At 70.9% G+C, this 18,315-nt stretch carries 21 protein-coding genes and 1 tRNA gene; 12 read left to right on the top strand and 10 right to left on the bottom strand.

Going from position 1 to position 18,315, the window contains the following annotated elements; translation table 11 throughout:
• Positions 1 to 19: 19 nt before the first annotated feature.
• The gene (locus tag HQQ78_RS10680) at positions 20 to 298 is read right to left on the bottom strand and encodes a hypothetical protein (protein ID WP_054146822.1); all 279 of its coding nucleotides are present in this window, start codon (positions 296 to 298) and stop codon (positions 20 to 22) included.
• 91 nt (positions 299 to 389) lie between these two features.
• On the opposite strand from HQQ78_RS10680, the gene HQQ78_RS10675 reads away from it, so the two are divergent.
• Together HQQ78_RS10675 and HQQ78_RS10670 are read left to right on the top strand one after the other, a co-directional pair.
• Entirely contained in the window at positions 390 to 767 is a 378-nt protein-coding gene (locus tag HQQ78_RS10675; RefSeq protein WP_043593516.1) for a cold-shock protein, read from the top strand.
• Complete coding sequence (locus HQQ78_RS10670; protein WP_173153109.1) at positions 760 to 1,392, top strand: DUF3027 domain-containing protein; 633 nt, start codon at positions 760 to 762, stop codon at positions 1,390 to 1,392. The genes HQQ78_RS10675 and HQQ78_RS10670 overlap by 8 nt, the downstream gene beginning before the upstream one ends.
• Positions 1,393 to 1,488: 96 nt before the next feature.
• Here the strand turns inward: HQQ78_RS10670 and serC are convergent, their stop codons facing one another.
• Positions 1,489 to 2,601, bottom strand: coding sequence for a phosphoserine transaminase (gene serC, locus HQQ78_RS10665; protein ID WP_173153106.1), 1,113 nt, complete (start codon positions 2,599 to 2,601; stop codon positions 1,489 to 1,491).
• Between the two features lie 88 nt (positions 2,602 to 2,689).
• On the opposite strand from serC, the gene HQQ78_RS10660 reads away from it, so the two are divergent.
• From HQQ78_RS10660 to HQQ78_RS10645, 4 genes are all read left to right on the top strand, one after another.
• The gene (locus HQQ78_RS10660) at positions 2,690 to 3,382 is read left to right on the top strand and encodes a metal-dependent transcriptional regulator (RefSeq protein WP_056043076.1); all 693 of its coding nucleotides are present in this window, start codon (positions 2,690 to 2,692) and stop codon (positions 3,380 to 3,382) included.
• Positions 3,383 to 3,709: 327 nt separating this feature from the next.
• Complete coding sequence (locus tag HQQ78_RS16180) at positions 3,710 to 4,543, top strand: C40 family peptidase (protein WP_173153103.1); 834 nt, start codon at positions 3,710 to 3,712, stop codon at positions 4,541 to 4,543.
• 364 nt (positions 4,544 to 4,907) lie between these two features.
• Complete coding sequence (locus HQQ78_RS10650; RefSeq protein ID WP_159827583.1) at positions 4,908 to 5,402, top strand: HNH endonuclease; 495 nt, start codon at positions 4,908 to 4,910, stop codon at positions 5,400 to 5,402.
• A gap of 142 nt (positions 5,403 to 5,544) precedes the next feature.
• Positions 5,545 to 5,616 (top strand) — tRNA-Arg (locus HQQ78_RS10645).
• Positions 5,617 to 5,717: 101 nt separating this feature from the next.
• Here HQQ78_RS10645 and HQQ78_RS10640 read toward each other — a convergent pair.
• A complete protein-coding gene (locus HQQ78_RS10640) occupies positions 5,718 to 5,894 on the bottom strand; it encodes a hypothetical protein (protein WP_158612924.1) in 177 nt (58 codons plus the stop codon).
• Positions 5,895 to 6,049: 155 nt separating this feature from the next.
• On the opposite strand from HQQ78_RS10640, the gene HQQ78_RS10635 reads away from it, so the two are divergent.
• Entirely contained in the window at positions 6,050 to 6,856 is an 807-nt protein-coding gene (locus HQQ78_RS10635; protein WP_173153099.1) for a phosphatase PAP2 family protein, read from the top strand.
• Between the two features lie 87 nt (positions 6,857 to 6,943).
• Here HQQ78_RS10635 and HQQ78_RS10630 read toward each other — a convergent pair whose 3' ends face one another.
• A complete protein-coding gene (locus tag HQQ78_RS10630; RefSeq protein ID WP_056043063.1) occupies positions 6,944 to 7,306 on the bottom strand; it encodes a VOC family protein in 363 nt (120 codons plus the stop codon).
• A gap of 72 nt (positions 7,307 to 7,378) precedes the next feature.
• Between HQQ78_RS10630 and HQQ78_RS10625 the strand changes: the two genes are divergently transcribed.
• Entirely contained in the window at positions 7,379 to 7,819 is a 441-nt protein-coding gene (locus HQQ78_RS10625) for a MarR family winged helix-turn-helix transcriptional regulator (RefSeq protein ID WP_173153096.1), read from the top strand.
• Positions 7,820 to 7,874: 55 nt separating this feature from the next.
• On the opposite strand, the gene HQQ78_RS10620 is transcribed toward HQQ78_RS10625, so the two are convergent.
• Entirely contained in the window at positions 7,875 to 8,897 is a 1,023-nt protein-coding gene (locus HQQ78_RS10620; RefSeq protein WP_173153093.1) for a LacI family DNA-binding transcriptional regulator, read from the bottom strand.
• 294 nt (positions 8,898 to 9,191) lie between these two features.
• On the opposite strand from HQQ78_RS10620, the gene HQQ78_RS10615 reads away from it, so the two are divergent.
• From HQQ78_RS10615 to HQQ78_RS10605, 3 genes are all read left to right on the top strand, one after another.
• Positions 9,192 to 10,124, top strand: a complete 933-nt coding sequence (locus HQQ78_RS10615) for a carbohydrate ABC transporter permease (RefSeq protein WP_056043057.1) — start codon at positions 9,192 to 9,194, stop codon at positions 10,122 to 10,124.
• A gap of 89 nt (positions 10,125 to 10,213) precedes the next feature.
• Positions 10,214 to 11,047 carry a carbohydrate ABC transporter permease gene (locus HQQ78_RS10610; protein ID WP_056044474.1) on the top strand — a complete coding sequence of 278 codons (834 nt, stop codon included), beginning with the start codon at positions 10,214 to 10,216 and terminating at the stop codon, positions 11,045 to 11,047.
• A 146-nt stretch (positions 11,048 to 11,193) separates the two neighbouring features.
• The gene (locus tag HQQ78_RS10605; protein ID WP_173153090.1) at positions 11,194 to 12,522 is read left to right on the top strand and encodes an ABC transporter substrate-binding protein; all 1,329 of its coding nucleotides are present in this window, start codon (positions 11,194 to 11,196) and stop codon (positions 12,520 to 12,522) included.
• A 97-nt stretch (positions 12,523 to 12,619) separates the two neighbouring features.
• On the opposite strand, the gene HQQ78_RS10600 is transcribed toward HQQ78_RS10605, so the two are convergent.
• The 3 genes from HQQ78_RS10600 to HQQ78_RS10590 all read right to left on the bottom strand — a co-directional run bounded on the left by HQQ78_RS10600 (position 12,620) and on the right by HQQ78_RS10590 (position 15,443).
• Positions 12,620 to 13,975, bottom strand: coding sequence for an APC family permease (locus HQQ78_RS10600; RefSeq protein WP_173153087.1), 1,356 nt, complete (start codon positions 13,973 to 13,975; stop codon positions 12,620 to 12,622).
• Between the two features lie 206 nt (positions 13,976 to 14,181).
• Positions 14,182 to 14,724 (bottom strand): GNAT family N-acetyltransferase, encoded by a 543-nt coding sequence (locus HQQ78_RS10595; protein ID WP_216844326.1) that lies wholly within the window; start codon positions 14,722 to 14,724, stop codon positions 14,182 to 14,184.
• Between the two features lie 56 nt (positions 14,725 to 14,780).
• Complete coding sequence (locus HQQ78_RS10590; protein WP_173153084.1) at positions 14,781 to 15,443, bottom strand: TetR/AcrR family transcriptional regulator; 663 nt, start codon at positions 15,441 to 15,443, stop codon at positions 14,781 to 14,783.
• A gap of 92 nt (positions 15,444 to 15,535) precedes the next feature.
• Between HQQ78_RS10590 and HQQ78_RS10585 the strand changes: the two genes are divergently transcribed.
• A complete protein-coding gene (locus HQQ78_RS10585) occupies positions 15,536 to 16,225 on the top strand; it encodes a GNAT family N-acetyltransferase (RefSeq protein ID WP_371740467.1) in 690 nt (229 codons plus the stop codon).
• A 217-nt stretch (positions 16,226 to 16,442) separates the two neighbouring features.
• Here HQQ78_RS10585 and HQQ78_RS10580 read toward each other — a convergent pair whose 3' ends face one another.
• Both HQQ78_RS10580 and HQQ78_RS10575 read right to left on the bottom strand, forming a co-directional pair.
• Positions 16,443 to 17,180 carry a hypothetical protein gene (locus HQQ78_RS10580; RefSeq protein WP_173153082.1) on the bottom strand — a complete coding sequence of 246 codons (738 nt, stop codon included), beginning with the start codon at positions 17,178 to 17,180 and terminating at the stop codon, positions 16,443 to 16,445.
• Complete coding sequence (locus tag HQQ78_RS10575) at positions 17,177 to 18,175, bottom strand: ATP-binding cassette domain-containing protein (protein WP_173153080.1); 999 nt, start codon at positions 18,173 to 18,175, stop codon at positions 17,177 to 17,179. Before HQQ78_RS10575 ends, HQQ78_RS10580 begins: the two co-directional genes overlap by 4 nt.
• Between the last annotated feature and the right edge of the window lie 140 nt (positions 18,176 to 18,315).

Genomic DNA, 18,315 nt, shown 5'->3' with positions numbered 1-18,315 from the left:
GTGCAGCCCGGGTCTGCGGTTACCGTCTGGTGCCCCGTGAGTCGCGGCTGCGACGCACGGCGCTCGCCACCACGAATGCGAGGAGCATCGCGAAGGCGATCGGGAGCCCGATGAGGGGCAGGATCGTGAGTGCGGGCCAGACGCCCGCGGTGAAGTCGGTGACACCCGTCGCCACGCCCACGAACCTCGTGAAGAACGCGAGGACCGAGACGACGACGATGGCGAGGATCATGAAGAGGAGGACGCGCTCTGTACGATTGACGTCAGAGGGCGCACTCGGTTCGATCTTCTTGGCCACGGGTCAACGATAGTGCGGTGCGGCCCTACCCGGCGATCTAAGCTGGGGCGACCCACCCCCAGGGTCACCCGTCTTCACGAGAGGTCCAGTCATGCCCACCGGCAAGGTCAAGTTCTACGACGACGAGAAGGGCTTCGGCTTCATCAGCAGCGATGACGGCCAAGAGGTCTTCCTCCACGCGTCGGCCCTGCCCGCCGGCACCGTGGGTGTCAAGGCGGGAACCCGCCTCGAGTACGGCATCGCCGACGGCAAGCGCGGCGCGCAGGCCCTGTCGGTCCGCGTGCTCGAAGCCGCCCCCAGCCTCGCCAAGATGAACCGTCGCTCCGCCGACGACATGGCCGTCATCGTCGAAGACCTCGTCAAGGTGCTCGACAAGGCCGGCGGCGACCTCCGTCACGGCCGGTACCCGCAGAACGGCGCCCGCATCGCCGTGCTGCTGCGCACCGTCGCGGACTCGTTCGATGCCTGAGGCCGCCACGCGCACGCCCTGGTCCGAGCTCGCCCGTCGCGCCCTCACCGAGATCACGCCCGACGAGACGATCGGTGCCGAGGCCGACCCGATCGACGACGAGCCCGGCGTCACCTCGGTGCGCTTCGCCACGCTGCTGCCCGGCTACCCCGGCTGGCACTGGACGGTCAGCGTCGCCCACCTCGACGGCGAAGAGCCCTCGGTGCTCGAGGCCGAGCTCATGCCCGGTGACGGCGCCCTGCTCGCCCCGGACTGGGTGCCGTGGGCCGACCGCCTCGCCGACATGAAGGCCCAGGAGGCGCACGGCGACGACGGCGACGACGAGGACGACGAGTCGGACGAGGACGACGACGAAGACGACTCGGACGACGACGACGCGGACGACGAGGACGAGTCCGACGACGAGCGCGGGTCGATCGTGCACGGCGGCGACGTGGACGGCGTCGACATCGACGACCTGGTCGACGCCTCCGAGGACTCCGACGACGACTCCGACGATTCCGGGCGGGCCGTGGACGCACCCGTCGTGCCGGCCGCGCACCCCGAGGCGGACCTCGACGACGACTCGCACGACGACGACTGGGACGGCGAGGATGAAGACCCGCTGAGCAGGCGACGGAAGTAGTCCCTCAGGCCCGACCCGCGCCTCCTGCGTCGGGGTCGGACCACGACGAAGGCCCCGACACGATCGTGTCGGGGCCTTCGTCGTGCGGGCGATCGGTCAGAGGGCGTCGACGACGAACTCGATCGACCGGATCAGCTGGCGGACGTCGTCGGGCTCGATGGCCGTGAAGGTCGCGACGCGCAACTGGTTGCGGCCGAGCTTGCGGTAGGGCTCGGTGTCGACGATGCCGTTGGCGCGGAGCACCTTCGCGATCGCGGCGGCGTCGATCGACTCGGCGAAGTCGATGGTCGCCACGACCTGGGAACGGTGCGACGGGTCGACGACGAACGGGGTCGCGTACTCGGAGGCGGTGGCCCAGTCGTAGAGCGCCGACGACGACTCGCGCGTGCGGGCGTCGGCCCAGGCGAGTCCGCCGTTCTCGAGCATCCAGCGGGTCTGGTCCTCGAGCAGCAGCAGGGTCGTCAGGGCGGGCGTGTTCAACGTCTGGTCGAGCCGCGAGTTGTCGACGGCGTTCTTGAGGCTGAGGAACTCGGGGATGTAACGGCCGCTGGCGGCGATCCGCTCGACGCGCTCGATCGCCGCGGGGGAGAAGAGCGCGAACCAGAGGCCGCCGTCGCTCGCGAAGTTCTTCTGCGGGGCGAAGTAGTAGACGTCGGCCTGAGAGGCGTCGACGTCGATGCCGCCCGCCGCGCTCGTCGCGTCGACGACGGTGAGGGCGCCGGGGTCGCCCGCGACGCGGGTGACCGGGGCCATGACGCCGGTCGAGGTCTCGTTGTGCGGCCAGGCGTAGACGTCGACGCCCTCGAGCACCTCCACCTCGGCCAACGAGCCGCCCTCGGCGGTGACCACGTGGGGGGCCTCGAGCCAGGGGGCCGCGACGGCCTTGGCGAACTTCGAGCCGAACTCGCCGAACGACAGGTTCTCGGCACGCTTCTCGACGAGCCCGAACGCCGCCGCGTCCCAGAAGGCGGTCGAGCCGCCGTTGCCCAGCACGACCTCGTAGCCGTCGGGCAGGCGGAAGAGCTCGCCCAGTTCGGCGCGGACGCGACCCACCAGGTCCTTCACGGGGGCCTGACGGTGCGAGGTGCCGAGGATCGTCGCGCCGGCGGTGACGAGGTGCTCGAGCTGGGCGGCCCGCACCTTCGAGGGGCCGCAACCGAAGCGGCCGTCGGTGGGCAAGAGGTCAGTGGGAATCCGGATGTCCGCCATGCGCTCGATCCTAGTGACGCGGCGCGGTGCCCAGCGTGCAGCCGGTAGGCTTGCGGGGTAGTCCACGTGTTCCACCGGGAGGCCCCTGTTGACCGATCTCGTCGACACCACAGAGATGTACCTGCGCACGATCCTCGACCTCGAAGAAGAGAACATCGTGCCGCTGCGTGCGCGCATCTCCGAGCGTCTCGGCCACTCCGGTCCGACCGTGTCGCAGACCATCGCCCGCATGGAACGCGACGGCCTGGTCGTCGTCTCCGGCGACCGACACCTCGAGCTCACGCACGACGGACGCGCGAAGGCGACCCACGTCATGCGCAAGCACCGCCTCGCCGAGCGCCTGCTCGCCGACGTGATCGGCCTCGACTGGGCCTACGTGCACGACGAGGCCTGCCGGTGGGAGCACGTCATGAGCGAGCAGGTCGAACGACGCCTGCTCGACATGCTCGACCACCCGACCGAGTCGCCCTACGGCAACCCGATCCCCGGGCTCGACGAGCTCGGCGACTCGCCCGCGGGGCGCTTCCTCGACGGCGTGGTCAACCTCGTGGCCGTGCTCGCCGAGCACCCCGAGGGCGTCACCCGGCCGATCCGTCGCCTGGCCGAGCCGGTGCAGTTCGAGCCCGAGCTGCTTCAGCAGTTGCAGGGCGCCGGCGTGCTGCCGGGCGGCGTCGCGACCCTCCGCTCGGCGGGGTCGTACGTCTTCGTCAAGGTCGAGGGCCATGACGAGGGCCTCGAGTTGCCGACCGAGGTCGCACAGCACATCTACGTCGGGCTCTGACCGCTCACCGAGGCGGGATGCGGCCGCGCGGGATTCTTGCGTCCGTGCGCCGCGCCTCCTGCGTTCTGCGCCGGATCACGCAGTCGTTTACCGATTCGTTACAAATATCCCTCTCGAGGATGATCTCGCAGGGGTCGCTGGGCTACAGTCGCTGAGTCCCCAGGCTGCTGAACCGGCCGCCGGACCCGTGGCAGGACGTCTCTCACGCCCGTCTCCTGCCGTGTGTCGTCGCGATACGAACGAACGGACGGGACAGCTTCCCGAAAGCTGTCGAGACGCAGGAGACCCACCCTCTTGACCCTCCCCGGCTCAGACCACACCCCCGACGTGCGCCCGAACCGCACCGTCGCCACCCGCACCCCCGCCGATCTGCCGACCCGCTCGTCGCTGCGTCGCGCCCAGGCCACGGCCGCGCCCGCCGCCCGCCCGGGCCGCCCGTCGGTCAAGCGGAGCGTGGTCTCGGTGACCGTGATGACGCTCACCGCCGGTCTGATCGGCACGATGGCGTTGCCGGCGTTCGCGTCGAACCCGGCGGCGGCGAACGGCCCGAGCGTCGGTGCCGCGTCGACGAGCTCGTCGACCAGCCACGCGCAGAGCGTCGCGGTCGCGGACGACGTCGCCCTCGCCGACGCCACCCGAGACGGCTACACGGCGACGTCGCAGGCGGACCTCAACGCGGCGGCCCTCGCCAGCCAGCGTGAGGCCGAGCGTGCGGCGCTGGCCGCGAGCTACGCCAGCTACACGGGCCCGACGGCCGCCCAGAACGTGGCCGCCGCGACGACCTCGGCGACGGGCACCGTCGCGACGCCGGGCGCGTTCAGCCTCAGTGCCGTCTACGCGACGGCCCTGCAGTACGTCGGCACGCCCTACGTCTTCGGTGGCGCGACCCCGGCCGGCTTCGACTGCTCGGGCTTCGTGATGTACGTCTACTCGCAGTACGGCATCTCGCTGCCGCACTCGGTCACCCGCCAGGGAGCCCTGGGCACGCCGATCTCGGCCGCCGAGGCGCAGCCCGGCGACGTCGTCATCTTCAACGACGGGTCGCACGACGGGTTCTACGCCGGAAACGGCATGATCCTCGACGCACCGAAGCCCGGTGGCTCGGTCAGCGTCCGCCCGCTGTGGACCTCCGCGGTGCACTACGTGCGCTACGGGGCGTAGGCGACCCGCGCCTCCTGTGGCACCGCGCCTCCCGGGACACCGCGCCTCCCGGGGCATCGTGCGCCCGGACGGCGCCCCGCGTGAACAACCTGTGAAGGGTCGTCCTGCCTCTAGGCAGTGCGACCCTTCCGGGGTTAACCTGGCGATCTCGGAGTTCCGCTGAGACCAGGAGCGTCAGATGCCTCGTTCGACCGCCACCCGCACCATGGGTGCGCTGTCGCACGAGCACATACGACACCCCGCCATGTGACAGAGCACCGTCCTCGTGACGGTGCTTTTTTCGTATCGGTGGGCCTGTTGGGCCTGCGCAGCCCCGAGAGATCGAATCCCTGGAAGCCGTCCAGGGTGCTTCGAAAGGGAAAGCATGCGCACTCTCGTCCTGAACGCCGGTTACGAGCCCCTCGCCGTCGTGTCCGACCGGCGGGCCCTCGTCCTCGTCATGAGCCAGAAGGCGACCGTCGTCGCCGCCGATGCGGAACACCCCGTGCTCGGGGCGGCGACGTCGTGGGATCGCCCGTCGGTCATCGTGCTGACGCGGTACGTGCGCATCCCGCACACCCGGCAGATCCCCGTCTCGAGGCGGGGCGTCATGCGGCGCGACTCGCACCGGTGCGCCTACTGCGGTCGGTCCGCGACGACGATCGACCACGTGCAGCCGCGGTCGCGGGGCGGGGCGGACAGCTGGGAGAACCTCGTCGCGTGCTGCCTCAAGTGCAACAACCTCAAGAGCGACCGCACCCCGCACGAGATGGGCTGGGAGCTGCTCTTCACGCCCAAGCCACCGCACGGGGTCGGCTGGGTCGTGCGCGGCATGGAGCGGACGCAGGCGAACTGGGACGAGTACCTCGCCGCTGCGTGACGCCTGGCGCCGGCGCCCGCTCGTCTGCCCATGAACCCCGTTCGCGAAGACGAACCCCGCTTCATCGGGGTTCACCTTCGCGAACGGGGTGCATGGCGGGCCGGACGGCAGGAGGCGCGGGTTCGGTAGACTCGCGGGGTCAGCCTCTGTAGCTCAATGGAAGAGCAGTTCCGTCCTAAGGAAAGGGTTGGGGGTTCGAGTCCCTCCAGGGGCACCTGACGTCGCTTCGCGACGATGCCCCTGGAGGGACTCGAACCCCTGCGGCTCCGCGCTCCGCGCGCCCGTCCAGGGGAACGCCTCGCGAGCGCCGATCGGCTACGCGGGCAGCTCGGGCAGGGCCAGGAGCGCGATGCCGAGTGCGGCCGCCACCGCTCCCAACGCCGTGATCGCCACGCCCGGCAGGGCGCTGCCGCCGTCCCGCTGCCGGACGATCAGGACGCCGCCGACGATGCCGACGAGCCCGAGGACGAGGAGGGTGATCGAGAACACCATGAGGGACCTTCCGGTTGGTGGGGACGGTGCTGACGTCGCCGAGCCTGCGTGGGGGAGTCGCCGGCGCACACGCCACCGTGGGTACCTGTCGCGCTCAGACGGCCGGGAACCACGCTACCTGGAGGCCCCGATCGCCGAGGGGCCAGAGTGGGCTCATGCCGACCGCCGCTGAGACCGCCCGCACGACCCGCTACGACCGGCAGATCGGCCGTCGCGACCTCACCGAGTGGCGCTCGAGGCCGGGCCGGCGTCTCGCGTCGCGACACAAGGCCGTCGCGCAGAAGGTCGGCGCCCGCCGCGCCCTGGTCGCGACGCTCGCCGTCGGCGGAGGCATCGCCCTCGCGGCGACCGCTGGGGCGGCCTACATCTACGACGGTGTCACGGGTCGGGACGGCATCGAGAGCCTCGACCGGCCGGCGCTCGAGCGCGCGAAGAAGCTCCGGAGCCCGGCGACGAACGGCGCGGCCGCCGCCCTCGCCCACGTCTTCGGGCCTGTCGTCCTGCCCGCCGTCACCATCGGAGCCGCGGCGGCCTTCGGCTTCCGGGACCGCCACCCCAGCCCTGTCGCCCTCGTTGTGGCGGCCGGTGCGGGATCGCTCGCCATGACGGTCGTGGGCAAGAGGCTCATCAAGCGCAACCGGCCCGACCGTCACGAAGCCATCCCACCGTACGAGAAGTCCCCGTCGTTCCCGTCCGGCCACACGCTGAACACCACCACGATCCTCGGCGTGCTCGCCTACCTCCTGGCTCTCCGGCAGGAGAAGCAGGCACCGCAGGTCGCCCTCGTCGGCGCCGCAGCCGGGACGGCCGGCGTCGTGGGGTTGTCCCGCGTGCTGCTCGGGGCCCACTGGTTCACCGACGTCGCCGTCGGCTGGGTCAGCGGCATCGGCTGGCTCTCGCTGATCGTCACGAGCCACCGGCTCTACCTGAGCACCCAGGACGACGACGACGTCCACGAGTGACGCGGAGCCCGACCGACGCGACCACCGCGGCGAGCGGGCGCCGCGCCTCCTCGTCCGGCGCCTCGTCCTGGGACGGCGGCGACGGCGTCACGCGCGGTCGTGCAGGGTGACCTGGTAGCCGTCGGGGTCGACGAAGGTGAAGGTGCGGCCGAAGGGGCCGTCGACCGGCGGGGTGGCGATCTCGACGTCGGCGGCGACCAGGGCGTCGTGGATCGCCTGGGCGTCGGGGGCGAGCAGCCAGAGGCCGACGCCGCGACCGAGCGGGGCCGCGTCGAGGTCGACGCCGGGCAGCGGGCCCCGCACGGCGAACGCGATCGGGGTCGTGGCGAAGACGACGGCGTGGGGCGGGCCGTCCTGCCGGGTGAGCCCGAGGTGCCGTTCGTAGAACGCGGCCGAGCGCTCGACGTCGCGGACCTGGAGGGAGATGAAGTCGGGGCCGGTGGCGGTCATGGTGCCTGCTCTCGTGTCGTGGCGGTTGATGTCAGTTGACTGACACAGCAGAACCTATGTCAGACTGCTGACATGAGTCAAGCCGCGTCGACCATCGACCTCGAGACCTCCGTGGGGTACCTGCTGAAGGAGGCGTCGAGCGCCCTCCGCGCCGCCATGGAGGCCGAGCTGCGCCCGTTGGGCATGACGATCACGCACTACTCGTGCCTCGAACTCCTGGCCCAGCGCCCCGGGCTCTCGAACTCCGAGCTCGCCCGCGGCGCCTTCGTCACGCGACAGTCCATGAACGTGCTGCTGCAGTCGCTCGAGCGCGACGGGCTCGTGCGGCGGGCCGAGCGGGCGTTGTCGGGGCGGGCGTTGCCGACCGAGTTGACGGCGGCGGGCCGCCGCCAACTGGCGACGGCGAGTGCCGCCGTGCGAGGCGTCGAGGACGCGATGACGCGGGGGCTCGACCAGGAGGCGCGGCGTCAGGTGGTCACGGCCCTGCGGGGATTCGCGGCCGCGTTGCGCTGACCGACGTCGTCGGGGCTCGTCTCGTCGCGCCTCCCCGTGTGGTGCCGGGGACGGGTCAGGCGCTCTCGCGCCACATGATTTCGGTCGGCAACAGGAGCGCGGTGTGCGTCTCGTCGGTGCCGCCGAGCTGGTCGAGGACCTGGCGGGCGGCCCGTCGGCCCAGCTCTTCGGCGGGCTGGCGCACGGTCGAGAGGGGCGGGGTGCAGCGCAGCGCCCACGAGCTGTCGTCGAAGCCGACGATGCCGAGGTCGCCGGGCACCGAGATCCCCCGCCGGTGGAGGACGTCGAGGGCCCCGGCGGCGACGGCGTCCGACGCCGCGAAGACCCCGTCGACCCGGGGGTCCCGCTCGAGCAGCTCGGTCATGCCGTCGACGCCGGCCGAGTAGCTGTAGAACGGGTTGCGCACCACGAGCTCCGGGTCGTAGAGGTCGCCGAGCGCGGCGCGGAAGCCGGCGAGGCGGTCTTCGCCCGAGTCGCGGTCGAGTCCCGAGGCGAGCATGCCGACCCGGGTGCGCCCCGTCGACACGAGTCGGCGCACGATCGCCTCGGCGGCGGCCTGGTTGTCGATGCCGATGAACGGGATGTCGGGAGCGTCGCTCGGGTGGCCGACGAACGAGGCCGCCAGCCCGAGCTCGGCGACGGCCTGCGAGATGGGGTCGCCCGTCCGGGCGGACAGGATGATCGCCCCGTCGACGAAGCCCCCGCGCAGGTACTCGACCACGCGGTCGCTGTCGCGCTGGGAGTCGATCATCAGCGTGACGAGTTGGTGGTCGGCCTGCGACAGCACGGCGTTGGTGCCGATCAGGATGTTGCCGATGTTCGGGTCGTCGAGCACGACCGAATGGGGCTCGTGGACGATCAGCGCGATCGCGCGCGACCGCTGGGTGACGAGGTTGCGCGCGGCCGCGTTGCGGACGTAGCCCACCTTGGCCACGGCGGCCTCGACGGCCTCGCGCGCCTGGTGCGAGACGTACGGTTCGTTGTTCAGCACGCGCGACACGGTGCCCCGGGAGATGCCGGCCTCGGCGGCCACGTCGTGGATCGTGGCACGCCGACGCGGAGATCTCGGACCGGGCATGTCGGTCACCCTAGCGGAGCCCGGGACCCTCGGGATCGTTCCCGGGAGGGCGAACGGAGGTCGCACGGAGGGCGAAGGACGGGCGGCCGGTCGGGTAACCGTACGATCACGGTCGGCCCCTCCGCTTTGACAAACCGGCGACCGTGGGCTTAGCTCTGTGAACGTTCCCAGAAAATGCCACCCGATCTTTCGGGTCATCTTCTGGGAACGATCACAGAAACCCTGTGAACCTTCGCCGTCGAAGGGCCTCCGGCCGTTCGTGAAGGACACCCGCCGAAGAAGCCGAGGCCCCGTGTGACCCAGACTGCTGCCGAGCCCGCCGTCGTCGCCCCGCCGTCCCCGCGTCCGACGAGACCGCGGAAGCCGTTCCGGTACCGCAAGGCGATCGCGATCTTCATCGTCCCCTTCGCGGCGCTCTTCGCGGCGTTCTACCTGACGCCCATCCTCTACGCCGTCTTCCAGTCGCTGCAGAAGGTCGAACGCGAGGGCACGTTCGGTGCCCCGACCCAGGTCTTCGGTGGCCTCTCGCAGTACGCGTTGGTCTTCCAGAACACCGAGTTCTGGTCGTCCATCGGCCGGGTGCTGCTCTTCGGCGTCGTCCAGGTCCCCGTGATGCTGCTGCTCGCCCTGCTCTTCGCGCTGCTGCTCGACTCGCCCCTGCTGCGCGGCAAGCGGTTCTTCCGCCTCGCGTTCTTCGCGCCCTACGCCGTGCCCGGCGTCATCGCGGCGATCATGTGGGGCTACCTCTACTCGCCGAGCCTCTCGCCGTTCTCGGCCGTCACGTCGCGGGCCGGCCTCCTCGACGGCGGCACGGTGCTCTGGGCCGTGGCCAACGTCGTCACCTGGGTGTTCGTCGGCTACAACATGCTGATCATCTACTCGTCGCTCCTCGCGATCCCCACCGAGATCTACGAGGCGGCCCGCCTCGACGGGGCCTCGCAGTGGCGCATCGCCGTGTCGATCAAGATCCCGCTGGTCGTCCCCGCGATCGTGCTGACCGCCGTCTTCTCGGTCATCGGCACCCTGCAGCTGCTGACCGAACCGCTGGTCTTCCGCCAGTTCACGTCGACCATCTCGTCGACCTTCACGCCGAACATGCTCGTCTACTCGACGTCCTCGGTGCCCAACTTCAACCTCGCGGCGGCGTTCAGCGTCGTCCTCGCGGTCGCCACGTTCATCCTCTCGATCGGGTTCCTCCGGTTGACCCAGCGGAAGGCCGACCAGTGACCGTCGACGCCCCCATCCGTCCCGCCCAGTCGTTCGACGACGCGACGACCCCTGCTCGCCGACGCGGCGGGGGGCCCCGCGAGAGCGTGATGTCGCGAACGGCCGCCATGGTCATCATGGGCGCCTTCACGCTCTACTTCCTCGTGCCGATCTTCTGGCTGCTGGTGTCGTCGACCAAGACGCTCGACAACTTCAACTCGAGCGCCGCCCTGTGGTTCTCGCCGACGTCGGCGCAGGACTTCGTCGGCAACGTCGGCCGGCTGTTCACGTACAACGACGGCATCTTCCCGCGGTGGATGCTCAACAGCATCGTCTACGCGACGGTCGCCGGCGCGCTCGGCACGATCCTGTCGGCGATGTGCGGCTACGCCCTGGCCAAGTACCGCTTCTGGGGTCGTGAGGCGCTGTTCAACATCTTCCTGGGTGGCGTGCTCGTGCCGGCGACGGCCCTGGCGCTGCCGCTGTTCCTGATCTTCAGCAAGGTCGAGCTGACCGACACCTTCTGGGCGGTCTTCCTGCCCAGCATCGTCAGCCCGTTCGGCGTGTACCTCAGCCGGATCTACGCCGCGTCGAGCGTCCCCGACGAGATCGTCGAGGCCGCCCGCATCGACGGCTCGAGCGAACTGCGCACGTTCTTCACCGTGGCGATCCGGCTGATGTCGCCCGCCCTCGTGACGGTGTTCCTGTTCCAGTTCGTCGCGATCTGGAACAACTTCTTCCTGCCGCTGGTGATGTTGCGGTCCCAGGAGCTCTTCCCCGTGACCCTCGGCCTCTACACCTGGAACTCCAACGTGAGCCAGTACCCCGAACTGCGCACCCTGGTGCTCGTCGGCGCACTGGTCTCGATCATCCCCCTGCTCGTCGCCTTCCTCAGCCTGCAGCGCTTCTGGCGCAGCGGCCTGGGGTCCGGCGGCCTCAAGTAGCCGATCCCGCGGCCCCGGCCGTCCCGACCAGCCGCTCCCGTCCTGATCCACCGACCCGCACCTCCTCGACCTCCTCTCCGCAAGGCAACGACGTCGTTCCCTCCCGTGGCCGGCCCCTCCGGCTCCGCACCCCGATTGGACACCAGATGAAGACATCCCGAGTACTCACGATCGCGGCGGCCGCCGTGGTCTCGACCATGGCCCTCGCCGGTTGCAGCTCCGGCAGCGGCTCGGACGGCGCCTCCGGCGACTCCGCCTCGTGCGAGGCGTCCTCCGGCAAGGTCACCCTGAACTTCACGACCTGGGTGCCGAACATGGACAAGGTCGTCGCCCTCTGGAACGAGGAGAACCCCGACATCCAGGTCAAGGTCTCGATCGTGCCGAACGGCAACAGCGGCACATACCAGAACTTCTTCAACCAGCTGCAGGCCGGCAACGCTCCCGACATCGGTCAGGTCGAGTACGACACCCTGCCCGCCTTCCGCGTGCAGGACGGACTGGCGAACATCGCCTCGTGCGAGGGCGTCTCCGCCGCGAAGGCCGACTACTCCGACGGCCTCTGGAACCAGGTCACCTTCGGCGAGGACGACTCCGTCTACGCGATCCCGCAGGACTCCGGTCCCATGGCGTTGTACTACCGCAAGGACCTCTTCGAGCAGGCCGGCCTCGACGTCCCCACCACGTGGGAGCAGTACGCCGAGGACGCCGTGAAGATCAAGGAGATGGGCGGCAGCATCACCAACTTCGCCAAGGGCGACGTGAACCAGTTCGCCGGTCTGGTGTCGCAGGCCGGTGGCCAGTGGTTCGACACCGCGGACGGCACCTGGAAGGTCGACATGGGCGACGAGGCCTCGACCAAGGTCGCCGACTACTGGCAGGACCTCATCTCGAAGGACCTCGTCACGACCCTGCCGAGCTTCACCGACGAGTGGAACAACGCGTACAACACCGACCAGGACTGGACCTGGGTCTCGGCCGTCTGGGGTGCCAACACCATCTCGAGCGGCGCCCCCGACACGTCGGGCAAGTGGGCCGTCGCGCCCATGCCGCAGTGGAAGGACGGCGAGTCCGCGTCGGCCGCCTGGGGCGGATCGTCGAACGTCGTCTTCAAGGGCAGCGAGCACCCCGCCGAGGCGTCGAAGTTCCTGGTGTGGCTGAACACCTCGACCGAGTCGCTCGAGGCGCTGAACAAGGAGGCCAACCTGTACCCGGCCTCCACGACCGGTGCCGACCTGCCGGCCCTGACCTCGGGCGTCGAGTTCTACGGCGACCAGGCCATCTACGAGGACTTCGCGAAGGCCGCCGAGAACATCCAGCCCTTCACGTGGGGACCGACGATGACGCAGACCTACAGCGACATCTCGGACGGCTTCGGGGCGGCCGCCTCGGGTGACGGCACCCTCCTCGACGCCTTGACGTCGGGCCAGGAGAAGACCGTGGCCGCGATGAAGGCCCAGTCGATCACCGTCGAGTAGCGATGATCCGAGGAGGCGCGGTGTCGGTGATCCCGGCACCGCGCCTCCTCTGCGTCTCCCGCCGGTATCGCGCCGGCCGGTGTCCGACCGCGGCGCCTCAGCGCCCCGCGGTGGCCCGGTTCCTCGCCCGTGCGACGAGGTACAGCACGGTGCCCGCCGCGAGCAGGATCGCCCCGAACAGCCAGACCTGCCCGCTCTGCTGCGACATCAGCAGCAGGCAGGACGCGACGCCGGCCACCGGCACGGCCGTCCAGACGCGGAAGTGCGCGTGGTCGACCCGGTCGCGACGCAGCACCAGCACGGCCACGTTCGTGCTGATGAACACGAACAGCAGCAGCAGGACGACCGTCTCGGCGAGGACGCTGATGTCGCCGACGGTGGTCAACGCCATGGCGACGGCCGTGGTGACCGCGATCGCGGCCCAGGGCGTCTTCCGTCGGGGCAGGACCGCACCGAGCGAGCGGGGCAACAGCCCCTGCTCGGCCATGCCGAAGGTCACGCGGCTCGCCATGATCATCGTCAGCAGGGCACCGTTGGCGACGGCCACGAGGGCGATGAGGCTGAACACCCAGGTGGGCACGCCGACGCCGGTCGCGGCGACGACCGCCAGCAGGGGACCGGTCGAGTCCGCGAGCTCGGTCGGCGGCAACGCCACGGCGCTCGCGAGCCCGACGAGCACGTAGACCACGCCCGCCGTGGCCAACGCGCCGAACAGGGCGCGGGGGTAGACCCGGCTCGGTTCGCGCACCTCCTCGGCGATGTTCGCACTCGTCTCGAAGCCGACGAACGAGTAGTACGCGATGATCGCCGCACCGAGCGTGGCCAGGGCGGGGTTCGCGTCGACGGGGAACTCCCCGACGCGCGAGACGTCTCCGCCCCCGCCGGCGAGCATCACGGCCACGACCACGATCACGATGACGAGCCCGCTCACCTCGACGACGGTCATGACCACGTTGCCCCGCAAGGACTCGCTGATGCCCCGGGCGTTGAGCAGGGCGACGAGTGCCAGGAACGCGATGGCGGTCGGCACCGGGGGCAGGTCGACGAAGGTGCCGAGGTAGTCGCCGGCGAAGGCCAGCGAGAGGCCCGCCGCACTCGTCACGCCGGCCGCCAGCATGCTGAAGCCGACCAGGAACGAGACCAGTGGCCGACGGAACGCCCTCTCGGCGAAGATCGCCGCCCCTCCTGCCTTGGGGTACTTGGTGACGAGCTCGGCGTACGAACCCGCGGTCAGCAGCGCCAGGAGCAGGGCGAGCACGAGCGGGGCCCAGAGCGCCCCACCGACCTCGGCCGACAGGGTTCCCATCAGGGCGTAGATCCCGGCTCCGAGCACGTCGCCGAGGATGAAGAGGTAGAGCAGCGGGCCCGTGATCGCCTGCTTGAGCTTGGACTGCCCGACGGCCGGGTCTCCGGTCGGGGGCTGCGGGACGTCGCGGGTCGCCGGCTCGGCCATGGGTCCTCCTCGATCGGGCCGGGCGGGGTGCGCAGGCCTCGCCGACGAACGAACCACGACCGAGCCGTCGGGGGCCGAGTGCCGGCCGGGGGTTGACGAACGGTCGCCTCGTGGGCCATGAGCTGGCCGACGGGGTCGGTCGGGTCGCCGTGTCGGGGCGACCGGATCGCTGCGTCGAGCCGACCCGGTCGGGCGTCGCGGCCCGCTCAGTCGGTGGGGCGGGCGTCGTCCGACGGCCCGGCCGCCTCGGCGAGCCCGGCCCCGTGCGTCGGGGTGCCGTCCAGGGTGCGGCCGAGCGACACCGTGCCCTCGTCGTCCGCGTAGTGGCCGTAGGCCGCGATCGGCCGGTAGCCGGCCGACTCGTAGAGGCGGATCGCGGTGTCGTGGGCCACGTTGGTCTCGATCACCATCTCGGTGACGCCGGCGTGTGCGGCCGACCGTTCGAGCCAGTGCAGCACGAGCCGGGACAGGCCGTGCCCGCGCCGGTCGGGCCGCACGTACATCCGCTTCAGCTCGGCCCGTCCGTCGGGCAGCAGGCGCCAGGCGCCGAGCGCCACGGGCTCGCCGGCCTCGTAGGCCACGGCGAACGTGCCCCTCGGCAGCTCGAACTCGGAGCGGTCGATCGGGCTGTCGTCGCGCCCGCCGTAGATCTCGACGTACAGCTCTTGCAGTCCCTCGACGAGCTGCTGCACGTCGGGGTGGTCGTAGGGGCGGGGTTCGATGCTCGTCGCGGGCGCCGGAGTGGTCACCGGACCATCTTCGCCGATCAGGCGAGGTGTGGCTCGGCCCGGGGCGGCCCGGTGCGTCAGTCCGCGTCGCGCCCGGTCACCCGGTCGAGACCGGACGAGGAGGCGCGGCGAGCGTCCCCGAGGTCGCACCCGAGGGCCACGAGCACGCGGGCGACCAGCTCGACCGTCCACGCGGGGGTGACGAGTTCGGGGGTCGACCACCAGGTGTGCAGCCCGCCGAGGAGGCTGCCGCCGACCAGGGACAGCGCCAGGTCGACGTTCAGCTCGGCGAAGGAGCCCGCCGCCTGCCCGGCCTGCACGAGAGCCCGTGCCTGCGGCACCAGCGCGGTCTCGGCGTCGAGCAGGCGCAGGCCGTTGCGCGCGACGACCACGGCCACGGCCGGGTCGCTCTCGGCCAGCCCGAGGACCACGTGCATCGCGATCGCCGCGGTCGTCACGGGGGAGTCGTCCGCGCGCCCGAGCGTCGCCATGCGCTCGGTCTGCGCGTCGAGCACGCTCTGCACGGCCTCGTCGAACAACGCGTCCTTGCCGGCGAAGTGGTTGTAGAACGTGCCGAGGCCGACATCGGCCAGCTGCGTGATCTCGGCGACGGGGACGGCGGCGTAGTCGGCCCGCCGCAAGAGGACGACGCCGGCCTCGACCAGCTTGCGACGCGTGTCGCGCGTGCGGCGGGACGTCCTCGAGGGGGCGACCCGCGCCTCTTCGTCGTCCGGTTTCACAGCGGCCTCTCACGTGTCGGGCGGGATGTCTCGCTACATTCTGTCACGACTGACGAATCCGTCAGATATGACGAATCATTCGAGGAGACATCGTGCCCGACGTGACCATCACCGCCGCCCGCCCGGACCAGCTGGACGCGGCCGCCGCCGTGCTCGCCGAGGGGTTCCGCGACGATCCCGTCATGCTCGGGTTCGTCCCGCGCGGGCGACGGCGGCATGCCCGTCTGGTCGACCTCTTCTCCGCGATGATGCGGTCGATCCCGGCGGGCCGTCGCACGGTCGACGTGGCCGTGGCGGACGCCGGTCGGGACGTCGTGGGGGCGGCCGTCTGGGAGGCGCCGCGCACCCGACCGTCCTCGCCGCTGCGTCTGCCGGTGTCGTTCGCGGAGCTCGGGCAGCTGCCGCGGTACCTGCGCGCGCTCGGGCTCGGCGGGCTGGTGCCGGCGGCTCGCCACCAGGCGACCCTGGCGGCACCCCGCCCACGGCTGCCGCACTGGTACCTCGGCGAGATCGCGGTCGGCGACGCGGCCCGAGGGCTCGGCGTGGGCACCTCGTTGATCGAGCACCGCCTCGCGGCGATCGACGAGACGGGCGGCGCCGCCTACCTCGAGTCGTCGACCGAGCGGAACCGGGCGCTCTACCGGCGCCTGGGCTTTGTCGAGCTGGGCCCGATCGGCGGGCTGCCGGGCGCGACGCCCGCGGCGATGTGGCGCCCGGCGACGACATGGCCAGGCTCGACCTCCGAGCGATCGGGCACGGTGGCGACCCCGACGCCGTCCTGATCGCGGTGGTTCGCGTCGCGCTCACCGCGGGCCTCGCATCCGGCCCGGAAGGTGCGGGTCGCGCCTGCCGGAACCTCGTGTGCGACCCCGGATGCTGGACGAGGCCGTGCCATGCATCACGGCTGTCGCCACCTGCGCCCGAGTCGTCGGTCGAGAATTCAGGAGATACAGCTCGCTTCTTACGCGTGAGCGGCATGTCGTGACTTCTGGGCGGGCCTCATGACACGTCGCGACGCAGTTGCCGCCACCAGCCGAGCCCGAGGGGCAGCGCCACCCAGAGCAGCAGGGAGGTGAGGGCCTGCCCGGCGCCCGGGATGTCGCCGGGGCCGTCCGCCCAGCTCAGGTGCGGCTGGGCGAGCCAGGCCGCGAATGCGAGCGTGGAGATCCACGGGGCCGCGGTCGGGACGAGGAGCGCCGCAGTGATGTCGTAGGTGAGCGGCAGCAGCATGGTGACGACGATGGCCAGGGGTGTGTTCAGCAGCAGCGATCCGACGGCCGTGCCGGTCAGGGCCGCTGCGACCGCGAGGGCAACGACTCCGCAGGCAGCCGCCGTCACTGCCCACCAGTCGGTGGTCGCCAGCAGGTCGGCATGCAGAACCACGAACGCGAGTGCTGCAGCGGCGGCCGTGACGAGGGCGACGCCCAGGACGAGCCCGACGATGGCGACGAGACGTGCTGTGAGGACGAGGAGGCGCTGCGGCGTCTGCGAGAACGTCGCGAGGGCGGACCGCCCGTTCCAGTCGCCCGTGACCGCGAGCACGGCCACGACGGGAAGCAGCAGTGTGAGCGGGATGCCGACGCCGCTCACGAAGGTTTCCAGCGACGCGTCGGAGGCCTGGGACAAAGCGACCGCGCCGACGCCGAGAAGGGCGATGGCGGCGAAGAGCCCTCGGGCAGCCCGGGTGTCGGTCGCCTTCATGACCTCGATGTGCACGAGGACGGGCCACGGGGTCATGGGGTCCCTTTCGGAGTGGACGTGGACGTGTGAACGGGCTCGAGCGGTGACGTCCCCCTCGGTGGCCCCTGTGCCATGGACGGGCGGGCTGCATGTTCGCCCGAGGTCTGGTCGAGAAAGAACGACTCGAGTGACGGACGCGACTCGGACAGATGGGTCAGCGGAATGCCCAGGGTCACCGAGAGGCGTCCGACATGATCGGCGGTGGTCGTCGCGGTGAGGCGCGTCGTGCCGTCCCGCCCGCGGCCGACCGTCACCTCGTCGTCGACGAGGGCTCGAGCAAGCCGGTCATCATCCGTGCTGGCGAAGGCGACGTTCGTCAGCCTGGCGGCTCGCGCCGGGCCGGCGTGGACGACGCGGCCTCGGTCGAGGATGACGACATCGTCAGCGATCGTCTCGATGTCGCCGAGGTGGTGGCTCGACAGCAGGACGCCGCCACCGCACCGGGCGAAAGCGACGACGAAGTCGTTCAACCAGCGGAGTCCCTCGGGGTCGAGGCCGTTGCCCGGCTCATCGAGGATCAGCGTCGTCGGCTCGCCCAGCAAGGCGACGGCGAGGCCGAGGCGCTGACGCATGCCGAGACTCAGCGAGCCGACCCGACGGGCGCCCACGCTCGACAAGCCGACGAGACCGAGACACGCGTCGACACGATGCGACGAGACGCCGATCGCCAGTGCCGAGAGGCGAGCTGTCTCATGGACGGTGCGCCCACCGTGGCCCGCGCTCGCGTCGAGCAGGACACCGACGATGCGACCCGGCCGATCGATCTCGGCGAAGGGGAGGCCGTCGAAGAGCGTGGTGCCGCTCGTCGGGCGGACCAGCCCGAGCATTGCCCGAAGCGTCGTCGATTTGCCTGCCCCGTTCGGCCCGAGCAGAGCCGTCACCCGGCCCGCTCCGGCTTCGAAGCTCACGTCGTCGATGACGACCCGTCGCCCGTAGGTTTTGCTCAGGTTGCGGACCGAGACGGCCGCGCTTTCGCGGACGAAGGCGTTCACGCGCGAGCGGCGAGGAGGACAGACGTGATGGCGCACACGCACATGATGAGGAATGCCGCGATCGGTTGCGGTGCTCTGGGTGATCGACGGGCCGCCAGGCTGAGGAACCAGACGCCAGCGGCCAGCGGGATGAATGGCAT

This window comes from Frigoribacterium sp. VKM Ac-2859, assembly GCF_013204925.1.
Taxonomy (GTDB): Bacteria; Actinomycetota; Actinomycetes; order Actinomycetales; family Microbacteriaceae; genus Frigoribacterium.
Note: the sequence above shows the minus strand (reverse complement) of the source record. Positions and strands in the feature narration are given on the sequence as shown.